At 53.0% G+C, this 14,904-nt stretch carries 13 protein-coding genes and 1 tRNA gene; 7 read left to right on the top strand and 7 right to left on the bottom strand.

Annotation, left to right across the window (positions count from 1 at the left end; translation table 11 throughout):
- Positions 1-33: 33 nt before the first annotated feature.
- From AC5Q5A_RS05805 to AC5Q5A_RS05825, 5 genes are all read right to left on the bottom strand, one after another.
- Positions 34-780 carry an ABC transporter permease gene (locus tag AC5Q5A_RS05805; RefSeq protein ID WP_493894651.1) on the bottom strand — a complete coding sequence of 249 codons (747 nt, stop codon included), beginning with the start codon at positions 778-780 and terminating at the stop codon, positions 34-36.
- A gap of 3 nt (positions 781-783) precedes the next feature.
- Positions 784-1,476, bottom strand: coding sequence for an ABC transporter permease (locus AC5Q5A_RS05810; RefSeq protein ID WP_008891030.1), 693 nt, complete (start codon positions 1,474-1,476; stop codon positions 784-786).
- A gap of 114 nt (positions 1,477-1,590) precedes the next feature.
- Positions 1,591-2,388 carry a transporter substrate-binding domain-containing protein gene (locus AC5Q5A_RS05815; protein ID WP_063089584.1) on the bottom strand — a complete coding sequence of 266 codons (798 nt, stop codon included), beginning with the start codon at positions 2,386-2,388 and terminating at the stop codon, positions 1,591-1,593.
- Positions 2,389-2,476: 88 nt separating this feature from the next.
- Positions 2,477-3,250: an ABC transporter ATP-binding protein gene (locus AC5Q5A_RS05820; protein WP_063089583.1), complete on the bottom strand. Its 774-nt coding sequence runs from the start codon at positions 3,248-3,250 to the stop codon at positions 2,477-2,479.
- Positions 3,251-3,601: 351 nt separating this feature from the next.
- Positions 3,602-5,548: a methyl-accepting chemotaxis protein gene (locus tag AC5Q5A_RS05825; RefSeq protein WP_493894652.1), complete on the bottom strand. Its 1,947-nt coding sequence runs from the start codon at positions 5,546-5,548 to the stop codon at positions 3,602-3,604.
- Positions 5,549-5,839: 291 nt separating this feature from the next.
- Here AC5Q5A_RS05825 and AC5Q5A_RS05830 point away from each other — a divergent pair, with 291 nt between their 5' ends.
- A complete protein-coding gene (locus tag AC5Q5A_RS05830; RefSeq protein WP_197147485.1) occupies positions 5,840-6,814 on the top strand; it encodes a TAXI family TRAP transporter solute-binding subunit in 975 nt (324 codons plus the stop codon).
- A gap of 113 nt (positions 6,815-6,927) precedes the next feature.
- On the top strand, positions 6,928-9,168 hold the full coding sequence (locus AC5Q5A_RS05835; protein WP_493894653.1) for a TRAP transporter permease: 2,241 nt from the start codon (positions 6,928-6,930) through the stop codon (positions 9,166-9,168).
- An 87-nt stretch (positions 9,169-9,255) separates the two neighbouring features.
- On the opposite strand, the gene AC5Q5A_RS05840 is transcribed toward AC5Q5A_RS05835, so the two are convergent.
- On the bottom strand, positions 9,256-9,594 hold the full coding sequence (locus tag AC5Q5A_RS05840; RefSeq protein WP_493894654.1) for a zinc ribbon domain-containing protein YjdM: 339 nt from the start codon (positions 9,592-9,594) through the stop codon (positions 9,256-9,258).
- 109 nt (positions 9,595-9,703) lie between these two features.
- Positions 9,704-9,793: transfer RNA gene (locus AC5Q5A_RS05845), tRNA-Ser, on the bottom strand.
- A gap of 161 nt (positions 9,794-9,954) precedes the next feature.
- Between AC5Q5A_RS05845 and AC5Q5A_RS05850 the strand changes: the two genes are divergently transcribed.
- The 5 genes from AC5Q5A_RS05850 (at position 9,955) to tmk (ending at position 14,902) form a co-directional block, all read left to right on the top strand.
- Entirely contained in the window at positions 9,955-10,779 is an 825-nt protein-coding gene (locus tag AC5Q5A_RS05850) for a YdcF family protein (protein ID WP_493894655.1), read from the top strand.
- Between the two features lie 23 nt (positions 10,780-10,802).
- Positions 10,803-11,807: a lytic murein transglycosylase gene (locus AC5Q5A_RS05855; protein WP_493894656.1), complete on the top strand. Its 1,005-nt coding sequence runs from the start codon at positions 10,803-10,805 to the stop codon at positions 11,805-11,807.
- 72 nt (positions 11,808-11,879) lie between these two features.
- Positions 11,880-12,926, top strand: a complete 1,047-nt coding sequence (locus AC5Q5A_RS05860; RefSeq protein ID WP_493894657.1) for a septal ring lytic transglycosylase RlpA family protein — start codon at positions 11,880-11,882, stop codon at positions 12,924-12,926.
- 144 nt (positions 12,927-13,070) lie between these two features.
- Positions 13,071-14,249 carry a D-alanyl-D-alanine carboxypeptidase family protein gene (locus tag AC5Q5A_RS05865; protein WP_493894658.1) on the top strand — a complete coding sequence of 393 codons (1,179 nt, stop codon included), beginning with the start codon at positions 13,071-13,073 and terminating at the stop codon, positions 14,247-14,249.
- A complete protein-coding gene (gene tmk / locus AC5Q5A_RS05870; RefSeq protein ID WP_493894659.1) occupies positions 14,246-14,902 on the top strand; it encodes a dTMP kinase in 657 nt (218 codons plus the stop codon). Before AC5Q5A_RS05865 ends, tmk begins: the two co-directional genes overlap by 4 nt.
- The last annotated feature ends 2 nt before the right edge of the window (positions 14,903-14,904 follow it).

Here is a 14,904-nt window from a genome sequence, read left to right on the forward strand (position 1 = left end):
TCCGAATACCGGGTTTGATAGGGTATTTGTTGTTTAGGCCGAGGTTGCTGCTTTTGCTCTGCTTGTTTTGGGTTCGCTGCGCTGCTCACTGCGACGCAGATAGCGTTCGATCCCCTTGAAGCCAAAAGTCAGCGAGTAAACGATAATCAAATAGATCACACCGGCCGATATGAACGCCTCATAGGGAAGGGCGGTACGGGCAACGATCTTACGCGCAGCACCGGTCAGTTCCATCATGGTGACGGTCGATGCCAGCGACGTCGCCTTGAGGGTAAAGATCACATCGTTGGTGTAGGCAGGCCAGATCATCTGCCACATGCGGGGAAAGATAATGCGCCGATAGGTAATCCACGGCGACATGCCGCATGCACGGGCGGCTTCGAGTTCACCATTGGGCACGTTCTGAATGCCACCGCGCATGATTTCGGCAACATAGGCCGCCGTGTTCAGAACGAAGGTCAGCAGACAGTACCAATACGGGTCGCGCAGATAGGTCCAGGTCCAATGATCCTGAATGCCGTCGATGTTGGCAATCAGTTGCCCGACGCCATAATACATCATGAACAGTTGCCCGATCAGCGGCGTTCCACGGAAGACATAGATGAAGGCAAAGGGCAGGGCCTGTATCCAGACCTTCTTCGAAACACGCGCCACAGCCAACGGAATGGCCAAAAGCGTACCAAGCGTCACCGAAATCACCAGTAGCTCGATGGTCAGCAAAAAGCCGCGCCATAGCCAGGTGTCGTACTTGCCAAGAACGTATATGAAATCTTCAAACATCTGCTACGCCCTCGCCACACCGCGGGCAGCCCGCTTTTCAAGATAGTTGAAGACCAGTAGCGAAACCGTTGTAAATGAAAGGAACATAAGCATCGCCACCAGATAGAAGGTGAACGGTGCCTTCTCTGTACCAGCGCCAATGGCGGCCTTTCGCATGATCTCTTCGACACCGACAACCGAAATAAGCGCGGTGTCCTTGATCAGGACCTGAAACAGGTTGTTAAGCCCGGGCAGGGCGAAACGCCAAAGTTGCGGTAGCTTGATGCGCATGAAAATCTGCATCGGTGTCATGCCGCACGCTGTCGCAGCCTCGATCTGACCAATGGGGATCGATTGCATGGCGGCACGGAAAACTTCGGATGCGAATGCGCCCTGAACCAGAGCCAAGGCAGCAACACCTGACCAGAATGCAGGGATATCCACGCGGGTTTCCTCGCCGGAAATCGCTTCGGCAAGGCTTTGGACAGCGATGGTGCCGCCGAAATAAATCAACAAAATAACAAGCAGCTCGGGAATGCCGCGAATAAGAACGGTATAGCTTTCCCCGATCACACGTAGCGTGCGATAGCGCGACAGCTTTGCTGAGGCGCCCAATAAACCAATAACAATCATGAATGGCAAAACGGTTAGGCAAAGCTGAACTGTGACCAGTCCCCCTTCAAGCATCTGCCAGCCGCGGCCGTATAAATCAAGCATGGTATCTCCAGCTTTCCTTGATGCCGAACGTGCTTTTCACCCCTGATTAAAAGCAACACCCAACAATAAGGGAGGGGCGGCGAACAATTCGCCGCCCCGGATAGATCAGGCAGATCAATTCGGATGCAGATCGATCGCCGGGAAGTATTTCTTGTTCAGTTCTTCGTAAGAACCGTTTTCAAGCATTTCAGCCAGGGCTTTGTTGAAGATTTCCTTCAGGTCCTGGTCTTCCTTGCGAATACCGATACCGGCACCTTCGCCAAACCATTCGCTTGGTGCGAACTGGTTGGAAACGAAGCCGTAACCGTTGCCTTCTTCGGAGTTTACCCATGCTTCGAGGGTACCGGAGTCAGCAAGGGTCGCGTCGACACGGCCAGCGGTCAGGTCAAGCAGGGCTTCGTCCTGGGTGCCGTACATGCGGATTTCGATACCCGGGAAGTTGTCTTCAAGGAAGTTTGCGTGCGTGGTCGAACGCTGAACACCGATCACCATGCCATCAAGCGCGTCTTCGATGACTTCGCCGTCTTTGTAAGCGGTGATGCTCATGCCGTCCTTACCAACGAACACTGCCGGCGTGTTGCTGTAATAGTCGGAGAAATCGATGGAGCGCTTGCGCTCTTCGGTGATCGACATCTGAGCGATGATCGCGTCATATTTCTTGGCCAGAAGACCCGGGATCATGCCATCCCAGTCCTGAGCAACGATTTCGCATTCGATCTTTGCGGTTTCGCAAAGCTTGTTGGCGAAATCAACGTCGAAACCGATGAGGTTGCCATTGTCGTCCATCATGTTGAACGGAGGGTAGGCACCCTCGGTCGCGATAACGACTTTTTCCCAGGCAGCACTTGCTGCCGAAGCACTCAGTGCAATGCCAATTGCTGCGGCAGATGCAACCTTGATCCAGTTTTTCATTCATAGTCTCCCTTGTTGATTGGAATGGCGCGCAACGACGTGCTCCCATTCTTGCGGCCAGAGCCAACCAGGCCCTGGTCTGCCCAAATCAGAAATCGCGCTGAAGAAACTGCTTCATGCGTTCCGATTTTGGATTCTCGAATACATCGGTCGGATTGCCGAATTCCTCAACCCGTCCCTGATGCAAATACATCACATGACTTGATACACCGCGCGCAAAGCCCATCTCGTGGGTCACGACAAGCATCGTGCGGCCTTCTTCGGCAAGATCGGTCATTACCCTGAGAACTTCACCGACGAGTTCCGGATCAAGTGCCGATGTCGGCTCGTCAAACAGCAAAACGTCTGGTGAAATCGCAAGCGCGCGCGCAATGGCTGCACGCTGTTGCTGGCCGCCAGAGACATGACCGGGATAATAATCCCGACGTTCATACATACCGACCTTTTGCAGCAACGCGTCTGCGTTCTCGATTGCTTCTTTTCTCGGAACACCAAGCACGTGGATCGGTGCTTCAATGACATTCTCAAGAATGGTCAGGTGGCTCCAAAGATTGAAGCTTTGAAACACCATCGCAAGCTTGGTGCGAATACGCTGAAGCTGCTTCTTATCGGCGGCTTCCTGTGAACCATCCTTGAGCCTCTTCATGCGGATCAGTTCACCTTTGACGTGAACAGCGCCGGCATTGGGCGTTTCAAGCAGGTTGATACATCTCAGAAACGTACTTTTGCCCGAACCAGACGAGCCAATAATCGAAATCACGTCCCCGGTATTGGCCGTAAGATCAATTCCTTTAAGAACTTCATGGTCCCCAAAGCTTTTGAACATCCCTTCGACCTGTAGGGCGGGTATGTCTTTGCTCATAACGAGTTTAAATTATCCCTGTTGAGAGTCTTCATTCTTCGTTCGTCTTAGCATCCCAAATCGGATGCTCCCCCACAAGACACGCCAAAGCGCCTCTCATTCCGTCAATAATTGCCTGTCCAACGAGAGCATTTCCACTGATATTTTGCAGTTTTATGAAGAAAACTGCGGTTTCAGACGGTTACACATCACCATTAACGACCGCATTGCACAAATCGTGCAGCAGTAAGGGATTTTACGCAATAAAAAACTACATGGATTTTAGGGAGAAGATGCACCCAAGACGGAATCCGGCCGGTAGTTGGCAAAGACGACGGTCTCAAACCATGCAAACCAGTGACCGTTTGTTATCTAGTCGTTGTCGCGCACAGATTTCAGGAAACCAATAACTTCTTCCCTGAGACGCTGTGCAAGTTTTCGCAATTCCTGGGAAGACGAGAGGAGCGAGTTGGCTTCCTCACTTACCATGTTGGCGGTATCAGAGACGGCCGACACATTTTGCGAGACTTCCTGTGTGCCCGATGCTGCACGTTGAACGCTGTCTGCAATCTCTTGTGTTGCAGCCCCTTGTTGCTCAACCGCGGCTGCAATGGCATTGCAGAATTCGTTGATCCGCTCGATCGTTCCGGAAATAGACCTGATTTCCGACACCGAACGGTTCGACGATCCTTGAATACCATCTACCTGAACCTGAATGTCACCAGTAGCCTTGTCCGTTTGATTGGCAAGAGATTTTACCTCACCGGCAACGACGGCAAAGCCCTTACCAGCATCACCTGCACGTGCGGCTTCGATTGTAGCGTTTAGCGCCAGAAGGTTTGTTTGCCCGGCAATATCTTGAATGAGACCAACGACTTTTCCGATCCGTTCGGCAGCCTCGGCAAGCTCTGTGACCGTTGCAGAGGTACTGTTGACGCCAGAAACTGCCTCGGTCGCAACTTCGATTGATTGCGTAACCTGTGCACCAATTTCGCGAATGGCAGCAGAAAGCTCCTCGGTTGCGGACGCCACGGCCTGCACATTTTCCGTTGTTATGTTCGCTGCACTCGAAACTGCGGCGGCACGGGCCGTCGATTCCTCTGCATTGGCAGATAGCTGAGTTGCGACCGACTGCGTTTTTTCGGCCGCGTCAGCCACTGTCTCCACAATGGAAAGAACACTCTTCTCGAAATTGTCTGCCATTTGTTCCATGGCGCGTCTGCGCGCCTCAGCCGCGTGTCTGGTTGCGGCCTCGTTCTCGCTCGCCAGACGATCCACTTCTGCAGCGTTGTTTTTAAACACCAGAACAGCCGCGGCCATTGCGCCAATTTCGTCCTTGAGTTCCGTTCCCGGAACATCGACATCCCTCTGACCATTGGCGAGGCGGGTCATGGCCGACGTCATACTCATAACCGGCCGTGAAACCCAAATACGTACCAGCAGCCCCATCAGGCCCATTATGGCCAGAATGGCAATGACGGCGGTAATAATCGCAGTGTAGCGAAACTCGGTAAGCGACGCATATGCGGCATCGCGATCAAGTGCAAAGCCGAGATACCAGTTCACAGAAGGCAAGCCATTGACGCGGAAAAAGGTGAACAACTGATCGCCTGTGCCATCAATGATGTTCTCCATGCCTTCCTTTACCGTTGGTGTGTCGTCAGGAAACACTTCAGGCAGGGGTTTAAGGGTGAATTCCGCACTCGGATGGATCAGCACCGTTCCCTGATCATTAACCAGAAAGCCATATCCGATCCCGCCCAGATCGATGCTGCGAACCAGATCACCAAGGATACCAATATCGATATCGCCGCCAACAACGCCAAGAAGGTTTGATCCATCAAAAACAGGTGTGGTGGCCGTAACAATGAGCTGACCGGTGGATGCATCGGTGTATGGTTCGGTAAGCGTACTATCACCGACAGAAACGGCATCTGCGTACCATGGGCGTTGGCGCGGGTCGTAGTCTGGCGGCAGATCATCGGGCGGATACATTGTCATCACACCATCAGCACTGCCGAAATATGAAAAGATAAATGACTCGGCAAATGCCTCACCGCTTGCAACTTCAGAGACATTGGCGGGGGAACTGTCACGAGCAATATTGTTAGCAAGGCTCTCAACCAACAGGCGCCGGCCATCAAGCCAGTTTGAGATGCCGGCAGTGGCCAACGAACCACTCTCGGTCAATTTAGCCACAAGCGCATTCTGGATGTATGTTCGTTGCTGATAGTCGAAATAGAGGATGAATGCCGTAAACGTCGCAACAACGATCATTGCCGCAGCAAGCAATATCCGGCTACCAATATTGAGCGACATGCAGCAATCCTCCGGAAGAAGTACATTACATTAAACAAATGTGGTTGCCTGCCGCGATTACAAGCACTTGGCGCCGCGAACATTCAGGCTTTTGAAAAACTGATACATCAGAACGTCCTCTCGTTGCGCGCTACAACTAAAGTAGCACCCGACAAGAGATCGACATCACTATGAAATCTCATTGTTTTCGGTATTGATTAAGAACCACATTGCTATCAACTTTGAGTTTCCCCATATGAGGAAATGACTTGTGGCGAACTCTCACAAAATACCGATAAACGGAGGAAATTAATGAAACGCGCATTATTTGCAGGGATGGCGGTCGCGTTCGCGTTCGGGAGCACTGCTGCCGTAGCTCAGGATCGTTCTGACTGGCCGGAGAGCTTTACCGTTGGTACAGCTTCACAGGGCGGGACCTATTTCGCGTATGGTTCTGGCTGGGCGAACCTTGTGGCGGAAGAACTCGGCATCTCGGGTGGCGGTGAAGTCACCGGCGGCCCGATGCAGAACATGGCCCTTGTCCATACCGGTGAAGCTGCCTTTGGTATGACAACGATGGGTCCGGCTGCGGAATCACTCGCAGGTACGAACCCGATTGCACCGGGTCTTCAGATGACCAACGCCTGTGCTATGTTCCCGATGTATCAGACACCGTTCTCGATCACGGCTCTCTCTTCTTCGGGGATTACCTCGGTTGCGGAAATCCCGGCGGGTGCCAAAATCGGCTTTGGTCCGGCAGGTTCAACATCAGATACATATTTCCCGCGTATGCTTGAGGAACTCGGTGTTGACTTCGAACGTCGCAATGGTGGCTGGGCCGACCTTGGTGGTCAGCTGCAGGATGGTCTGCTTGACGTTATTGCGTTTGCCGCAGGTGTTCCGGTTCCGGCTGTCAGCCAGCTTGAAGTCCAGACTGACGTGAACATCATCGAATTCACCGAAGCTGAACAGAAACAGATCATGGATGCCTTCCCGGTTTCCGAGTTCGACATTGCCGCTGACACCTACACCACGCTGACAGAACCGGCACGTTCGGTTTCGATGTGGAACTTCGCGATCGCCAACTGTGAGCTTCCGGAAAGCTTTGTTTACGCCGCAACCGACGTTGTGATGTCTGACAACGAGCGGATGGTATCGATCCACCGTGCGGCCCGTTCGACTGTTCCGGCAAACTGGGACAAGAACAAGGTCATGAAGTGGCACCCGGGTGCTGCCAAGTGGTTCAACGAAAATGGCGCATCCATTCCGGCAGACATGATCCACTAATTTTTGTCTGTTAAACATCTTGAAGGCGGACTGTCCGGGCGGACGGTCCGCCATCTTTCAATTATCAGCTTGCCTGTGGCCAAAAACAAACTTGCGTGAGAGCGGGGGAACAGATGACAAACAAAAGCCAGGTGGAAGACGAACACCTTATTGCCGATGGTGTTGACGAAGAGCCGGTCGAACATAACCGACGTCTTTTCGAAGGCAGTGGCCTGACCTTTATCACGATTTCCGCTGCAATCTATGCAGCCTTCCACATGCTTGCACTGAATGGTGTTTCGCTCTCGGGGATGACCGGCGGGATTGTTAATCTGCCGTTTCTTCCTGACTTTCCGCTTGAGACATGGAACTTCCGTATCGTTCACGTTGCGGGCGCGCTTGCGCTTGGTTTTCTGTGGTACTCAGCCAACAGTTTCAATGACAGCCCGGGCACAGGTACACCGCTTTTGGGGTATCTGTCATATGTTCTTCTCGTGCCGGCATTCATGGCCACAGGTATGGCGTTTAGCTTCGCGCTCGACATCCAGAACGGCGTGATGTGGAACGGCATTGATGCGACAATCAAGTTTAATGAAACCTGGCTTTTCGGAACACCGCTTCTGGTGGCGACGGTCGGCGGTATTGTTTTGTCCTGGTTCCACAAAACATCGCGTGAAAAATATTCGGCCCCCGACTTTGTGCTGTGCGTCTGTGCCTTCGCTGTCGCTGTTTATCTGATCACGATTTATGGCACATTGATGCGCAACTCAACGGGTACACCCTTTGCGCCAATCGGAATTTCGATCGCTGCTGTCGCTGGCACATTGCTGATTATGGAGCTGACCAGAAGGGTTGCCGGTCTGGCATTGGTGGTCATTGCGACCATCTTCCTGATCTACGTTTTCGTTGGTGAATTCCTGCCAGGTTTCCTGCAGTCGCCATCTGTTACATGGCAGCGTTTCTTTAGCCAAGTTTACACTGACGCAGGGATCCTCGGCCCGACGACCGCTGTTTCGTCGACCTACATCATTCTCTTCATCATTTTTGCAGCCTTCCTGCAGGCGTCCAAGGTTGGCGACTATTTCGTGAACTTTGCATTCTCGGTCGCTGGTCGTGCCCGTGGTGGCCCGGCAAAGGTTGCGATCTTTGCATCCGGTTTGATGGGCATGATTAATGGTACGTCTGCCGGGAACGTGGTGGCCACCGGCTCGCTCACCATTCCGCTGATGAAAAAGGTCGGCTATCACAAGAAGACCGCTGGTGCGATTGAGGCTGCGGCGTCAACCGGTGGTCAGATCATGCCGCCAATTATGGGGGCAGGTGCCTTCATCATGGCCGAGATCACCGGCATTCCATATACCGAGATCGCGATTGCAGCCGTCATTCCGGCCATTCTTTACTTCGTGTCGATCTATTTCATGGTCGATTTTGAGGCCGCGAAACTTGGCATGCGCGGCATGCGCGAAGATGAATTGCCGCGCTTTGACGTAATGATCAAAAAGGTATTCCTGTTCCTTCCGATCATCATTCTGATCTTCGCACTGTTCCTCGGCTATTCCGTAATCAGGGCAGGGACCCTTGCCACTGTTGCGGCTGTCGTTGTCAGTTGGTTAACGCCAAATCGCGTGGGGGCCCGATCGGTTGCCAAGGCCTTTGAGCTGGCAGGCGGCATGTCGATCCAGATCATCGCGGTCTGCGCCTGTGCGGGTATCATTGTCGGTGTGATTGCGCTCACCGGGGTTGGTGCACGCTTCTCCAACCTTCTGCTTGGTTTGGCCGAAGCCTCCCAGCTTTTGGCTCTGGTCTTTGCCATGCTGATTGCCATTTTGCTTGGTATGGGAATGCCGACAACGGCGGCCTATGCGGTTGCGGCGTCTGTGGTAGCACCTGGCCTGATTGAGCTTGGAATTGAACCACTTACGGCACACTTCTTCGTGTTCTACTTTGCTGTGGTTTCTGCGATCACACCGCCGGTGGCACTGGCATCCTATGCTGCGGCCGGGATATCCGGGGCCAACCCGATGGAAACATCGGTTGCGTCATTCAAGATCGGTATTGCCGCCTTCATCGTACCGTTCATGTTCTTCTATAACTCTGCCATCCTCATGGACGGAACCTATCTTCAGATCGGTCAGGCGTTGATTACCGCCGTTGTGGGGGTATTCCTTCTGTCTTCTGGCGTTCAGGGCTGGTTCCTTGGCCGTTCGGCGGTTTGGTTCCTGCGCATTCTGCTTGTTATCGCAGCGTTGTTCATGATCTCCGGCGGTCTGATCACGGATCTGATCGGGGTGGGGATGGCAATCGGTACGCTCTTCATCCAGCGTATTTTGAAGCCGAAACCAGGAACGACATTCCGGACAGGCGGGGCTGACTAAGCCCTACGACGCAAATACCAATAAAAAGAAAAAGCGCACCACATTCGGTGCGCTTTTTTGCTTTTGGTCGAACTTGTATTCAGTTGCCTATTCAACAACCTTCTTTACGAACTCCGATTTCAGCCCCATCTGACCGATGCCCGGGATCTTGCAGTCGATGTCATGGTCACCATCGACAAGGCGAATGCCCTTAACCTTGGTCCCGACTTTGACAACAGCTGACGAACCTTTGACCTTGAGATCTTTGATAACTGAAACCGTATCGCCATCGGCAAGTGGGGTGCCATTGGAATCGCGAACAACATTTGCATCCGACTGACCTGTTGCAAGCGACCATTCGTGGGCGCATTCAGGACAGATCAACAAGTCACCGTCTTCGTAGGTGTAAGGGGATTCACATTTGGGGCAGGGTGGCAGTTCGCTCATATCAGTGGCCTTTCGACGATTATGACGTCCTGACAGATACGGCTTGGCAGCACGCAGAGAACATCACGGTGCGACTACTGAACTGGCTTTTGCACTGTCTTGGAGTAAATGGCGGAGAGGGTGGGATTCGAACCCACGGTACCCGTAAAGGCACGGCGGTTTTCAAGACCGCTGCATTCAACCGCTCTGCCACCTCTCCGCAAAACTGGTTGGAGCGTTTCGCTCTGGGCGCTTTCAATAAATTGGGGAGAATGACCTGTCAATAGGGCAATCCAATATTGCAGCTAAAGCTGGTGATTTATCCTGATTTCAGTATGGTAATGGTATTCAACAAACCAATTCTTTTTGGAATTCTCTAACGTGTTCTACTTCCTGTCCAAAACGGTCAGCATCCTGAGCGACGCTGTATTCATGCACGGTTTCCTCCTCACGGTTCTGTTGGGGTTCATGCTCATCAAAAGAACACGCAAATTTGCAGTAGTTGGCTTGATTATTGTGAGCGGAGCCTCGTTGCTAATCACGGTTATCCCGGTTGGAGATATGCTCTCGCATCCTCTTGAAACCCGTTTCGAGAAACCAAAACTCTCACAGATCGAGTTTGCTGGAACCGTCACATTGGCTGGGAGCCTTGACCCAGACAGTTACCTAGAGCGCGGCGAAATGAATGTAGGACAGTCCGCAGACCGGATATTCGCGATGCTGCGAGTTGCCAGCTTGTATCCTGATAAACCTGTCCTGTTCACTGGCGGGGATGGCAATCTGACAGAGCGTGGATTTAGCGAAGCAGTCGTCCTTGAAAACTGGTTGGACGAATCGGGCCTGAAGACGTCGAACATGTATTTTGAAAAAAAATCGCGGAACACGCACGAGAACGCGACGAAATCTCTGGAGATGGTCTATCGCGAGTGGCCTGAACGTGCCAAAAAGCCTTGGGTACTAATCACTTTGGCGCAACATATGCCAAGGGCGGTAGGTGTATTCCGTCAGGCCGGCTGGAATGTGATCCCGTATCCGGTCGACAGATCCACCTCAAATGACATCCATTTAGCAAGTCTTAACGTCTCTGACGGTATCAAATCGTTGGGCCGTGCTTTGCGGGAATGGGTTGGTTTAACCGCCTACTACTGGACCGGCCGCACAGATGCATGGTTCCCTGGGCCACAAAATCCTGGGGCGGAAAACTGATTACATGATTGGATGAGGCTTAGATGAAATTCTGGAAACTACTGACTGCCGCCTCCGTCGTTGCTGTGATGGCGGCAAATGCACCGGCCTTTGCACAGACCGATGAGAAACTTCCAGAATTCACCACCGAAGGATTTGACGAATGGCTCGTTGAATTCAAAAAGGAAGCCGCAAGCAAAGGCATTTCCGATGCCACACTCGACGTTGCCTTTGCCAATACCAAACCGATCCCCAAAGTGATCGAATATGATCGCAGCCAGCCGGAATTCAAACTGACCTTTGAGCAGTATCTTGATCGGGTTGTGCCGCAATCCCGCATCAATGAAGGTCGTAAGAAGTACGCTGAAAACCGCGAAATCATTGACGCTGCGGCCAAGAAATACGGTGTTCCGGGTCATTACCTGACAGCCTTCTGGGGCATTGAAACAGGATTTGGTCGTTTCACCGGCGGATACTCGGTCGTCGATTCACTTGCCACCCTCGCATTTGAGGGACGTCGCGCCGAATATTTCCGCAAGGAATTGATGAACGCGCTGACCATCATCGACGCTGGTCATATCGCGCCGGAAAAGATGTCTGGCTCTTGGGCGGGAGCCATGGGGCAGGCGCAGTTTATGCCATCTACCTTCTTGAATTACGCACGCGACGGCAACGGTGATGGCAAGATTGATCTTTGGGGGGCCAAGGAAGACGTCTTTGCCTCTGCAGCAAACTATCTTTCCTCGGTCGGATGGCATGCAGACGAGCGCTGGGGCCGCAAGATTTCGCTGCCGGAAAACTTCAATACCGAGTTTGAAGGTCGTGATCTCCGCAAACCAATTTCTGAATGGCAGGAACTTGGCGTTCGAATGCCAAACGGTGCAGATTTGCCCGCGGCAGACATGGAAGCATCAATTGTCATCGTAAATGACGGTGAAGGTCCCGCATATATGGTTTATAACAATTTCCATACCATCATGCATTGGAACCGTTCGACTTACTTTGCGATTGCGGTTGGCACATTGGCCGATGCGATTGCCGGTCGTTAAAAACAACGTCCGGGAAACGGACATCTTGTCTGAACGAGCATGGACAGAGCATCTACAAGCGGGGACACCTTGATGCCCAAACCACGAAAAAGTGCCTTCGCACACCTGCGAGCTAAATGCCGCATTACCCTGGCGGTTGCAGCATTTGGCGCATTGCTGGCGGGCTGTGCTGAAACGCAACTGGCCGTCCATGGCGTCAAACGGCTTGGCGGTCAATCACAACAACCTGCCCAAATCGGAAACTACAAGATCGGTAATCCATATGAGATTGCCGGCCAGTGGTATTATCCGGCCGTAGATTACGAGTACACTGAAACCGGTATTGCATCCTGGTATGGCCCCAAGTTCCATGGCAAGAAGACCGCCAACGGCGAGATTTTTGATCAATATGAAGTTTCAGCCGCCCATCGGACTTTGCCACTGCCGAGCATCGTTCGGGTGACAAACCTTGAAAACGGCAAGTCGATCAAGGTACGGGTCAATGACCGAGGACCATTCGCCCATGGGCGGATCATAGATATGTCGCGCCGCGCTGCCCAGCTTCTGGGGTTCGAGCGAAAAGGCACGGCAAAGGTTCTCGTCGAAGTGGTTGAAGCCGAAAGCCGTCAGATCGCAGCAATCGCGCAAGGTAAAGCCGCCCCGCAAGTGACCTCGGCCGAACAAAGCACCGTTACGGCAGCACCGCGCGATGTTGTTGAAACAGTCCGCCTTGATGACGGCCCGATAACCGACGCAGGCGAACCGACCACTTCAAGTATTAAACTGACGCCGCCGTCTTCCAGCGCCAGTGTTCAATCCGCACCCCTTGAAGGCGTGGTTGAAGAGGCCGCCGTGGTTGAAGTTGCGCCTGTCGCATCGTCTTCGATATATGTTCAGGCGGGTGCCTTTTCCATTTATGACAATGCCTTAAACCTGCGCAATCGCCTTTATGATCTTGCCCCCAGCAAGATTGAGTCGATCGACGTCAAAGGCACGACCTTTTACCGCGTACGGCTTGGTCCGTTGGAAACAGTCCCGGAAGCGGACATCCTGCTTGAACGGGTGATCGCGACCGGCCAAAACGGGGCAAAAGTTGTCGTTGAGTGTGCTGATGGCGGCTCGGCGACATCTGTCTGTTGATTGAAAAAAGCCGGTTATGCTACCGCATTTAAAATGCCGGGCTTGTTGGTGTTGCACAATTCTGCCGAATTTGCGACATAAGCAAATCAGCGGATACACCGTTTCCCGGTGCATAGAGAAATTATTTTACAGGGTTAGAATGCCATGACTTTGATGCCGCCAGTTCCGTTCAAAAACACTCTGAACCGGGTAGTGGCCGGAGCCTTTATTTTTGGCTCAGTCATGGCAATGTCGATGAGCTTTGCGAGCGCGCAGGCGATAGAGACCAGCGCACGTGAAGCTTTCATTATGGACTTCGATACCGGCGCTGTGCTGCTTGATAAAGAAGGGGACACCCTGACTGAGCCGGCTTCGATGACCAAGATGATGACCGTTCATATGCTGTTCAAGTATATCAAGGACGGTCGCGTTTCGATGGACGACACCTTCCACGTCAGCGAGAAAGCCTGGCGTAAGGGCGGATCGAAAATGTTTGTCGAGGTAAACTCCAACGTTTCGGTCTCGGATCTGCTGCACGGCATTATCGTTCAGTCGGGAAATGACGCGGCAATCGTCGTCGCAGAGGGTATTGGTGGATCCGAAGAAGCCTTTGCCGAGGCGATGACCGAAGAAGCCCGCGCGATCGGCATGACCAAGTCTGTCTTTAAAAACGCCACCGGCTGGCCGGCTGACGGCCACCTTGTAACAGTCCATGATCTTGCCATCCTTGCGCGCGATACCATTCGCAATTTCCCGGACCTTTACGAGCTCTATTCCGTCAAGGAATTCACCTATAACGGTATCCGTCAGCCCAACCGTAACCCACTATTGGGCACAAGTGCCGGTGTTGACGGCCTCAAAACCGGTCACACAGAAGCGGCCGGATACGGTCTTACGGCCTCGGCCGAGCGTGACGGGCGTCGGTTGATCCTTGTGGTCAATGGTCTGGATTCTGTACGTGAACGTCGCACGGAGTCCCAAAAGCTTCTGGATTGGGGATTCCGCGAATTTGACAACTACGATCTGTTTGCCGAGGGCGAAACCGTGAGTTCCGCCAATGTTTGGTTGGGTTCGGAAACCAAGGTTGATCTTGTCGCTGACAAGGAAATCCTTTTGACACTGCCGCGCAGTGCGAGCCGCGATATGAAGGTCACCGTCGTCTATGATGGCCCGGTGCCTGCCCCGATCAGTCAGGGCGATCAGATCGCAACACTTAAGGTCGAAGTCCCCGATCAGGACACCATCGAGTTCCCGCTTTATGCCGCCCATGATGTCGGACGCCTCGGATTTGTCGGCCGTATTGGCGCAGCCTTCAAATATCTTCTCTGGGGGGCAAACGGGTGAAGTCGAAGCCCGGTTTGTTCATCAGTTTCGAAGGCGGTGAAGGCAGCGGAAAGTCCACCCAGATCCACCATTTGGAAGCCTGGTTCCGCGAGCAGGGCCGGGATGTTGTCGTCACGCGTGAACCTGGCGGCTCGCCGGGTGCCGAGGAAATCCGCAACCTTATTCTGACGGGCGATCCCGGTCGCTGGGACGCCGTAACCGAGGCGCTTCTGATGTTTGCGTCGCGTCGCGATCATGTTGAACGCACCATTCGACCGGCCCTTGCCGACGGAAAAGTCGTTCTTTGTGACCGGTTCGCGGACTCATCAGTTGTCTATCAGGGCTACGGCCATGGCCTTGGTGCAGACTATATCCGCAATCTCTGGAAACTGGCGATCGGCGATTTCAAACCTGATCTGACCGTAATTTTCGATCTGCCTCTTGAAGTTGGTCTTGACCGAGCTGGGGCACGCTTTGCCAATGTCAGTGCCGCTGAGGATCGCTATGAGCGCATGGGACTTGCATTTCACGAGCGCATACGTGACGGTTATCGCGAAATTGCAGAAACTGAAAAAGACCGTTGTGTCGTCATTGACGCCAGTGGCGACATCAAAAGCGTAGGTGAACGGGTCATCGCCGCTGTTCAGGGGCGCATTGCCGGGCAGGGGACCTGATC

Source organism: Thalassospira sp. CA1 (assembly GCF_059052855.1).

Excerpts from the sequence above, each read along its gene's own strand:
- AC5Q5A_RS05805 (WP_493894651.1), bottom strand. The coding sequence starts at position 780 with ATGTTTGAAGATTTCATATACGTTCTTGGCAAGTACGACACCTGGCTA.
- AC5Q5A_RS05810 (WP_008891030.1), bottom strand. The coding sequence starts at position 1,476 with ATGCTTGATTTATACGGCCGCGGCTGGCAGATGCTTGAAGGGGGACTG.
- AC5Q5A_RS05815 (WP_063089584.1), bottom strand. The coding sequence starts at position 2,388 with ATGAAAAACTGGATCAAGGTTGCATCTGCCGCAGCAATTGGCATTGCA.
- AC5Q5A_RS05820 (WP_063089583.1), bottom strand. The coding sequence starts at position 3,250 with ATGAGCAAAGACATACCCGCCCTACAGGTCGAAGGGATGTTCAAAAGC.
- AC5Q5A_RS05825 (WP_493894652.1), bottom strand. The coding sequence starts at position 5,548 with ATGTCGCTCAATATTGGTAGCCGGATATTGCTTGCTGCGGCAATGATC.
- AC5Q5A_RS05830 (WP_197147485.1), top strand. The coding sequence starts at position 5,840 with ATGAAACGCGCATTATTTGCAGGGATGGCGGTCGCGTTCGCGTTCGGG.
- AC5Q5A_RS05835 (WP_493894653.1), top strand. The coding sequence starts at position 6,928 with ATGACAAACAAAAGCCAGGTGGAAGACGAACACCTTATTGCCGATGGT.
- AC5Q5A_RS05840 (WP_493894654.1), bottom strand. The coding sequence starts at position 9,594 with ATGAGCGAACTGCCACCCTGCCCCAAATGTGAATCCCCTTACACCTAC.
- AC5Q5A_RS05855 (WP_493894656.1), top strand. The coding sequence starts at position 10,803 with ATGAAATTCTGGAAACTACTGACTGCCGCCTCCGTCGTTGCTGTGATG.
- AC5Q5A_RS05860 (WP_493894657.1), top strand. The coding sequence starts at position 11,880 with ATGCCCAAACCACGAAAAAGTGCCTTCGCACACCTGCGAGCTAAATGC.
- AC5Q5A_RS05865 (WP_493894658.1), top strand. The coding sequence starts at position 13,071 with ATGACTTTGATGCCGCCAGTTCCGTTCAAAAACACTCTGAACCGGGTA.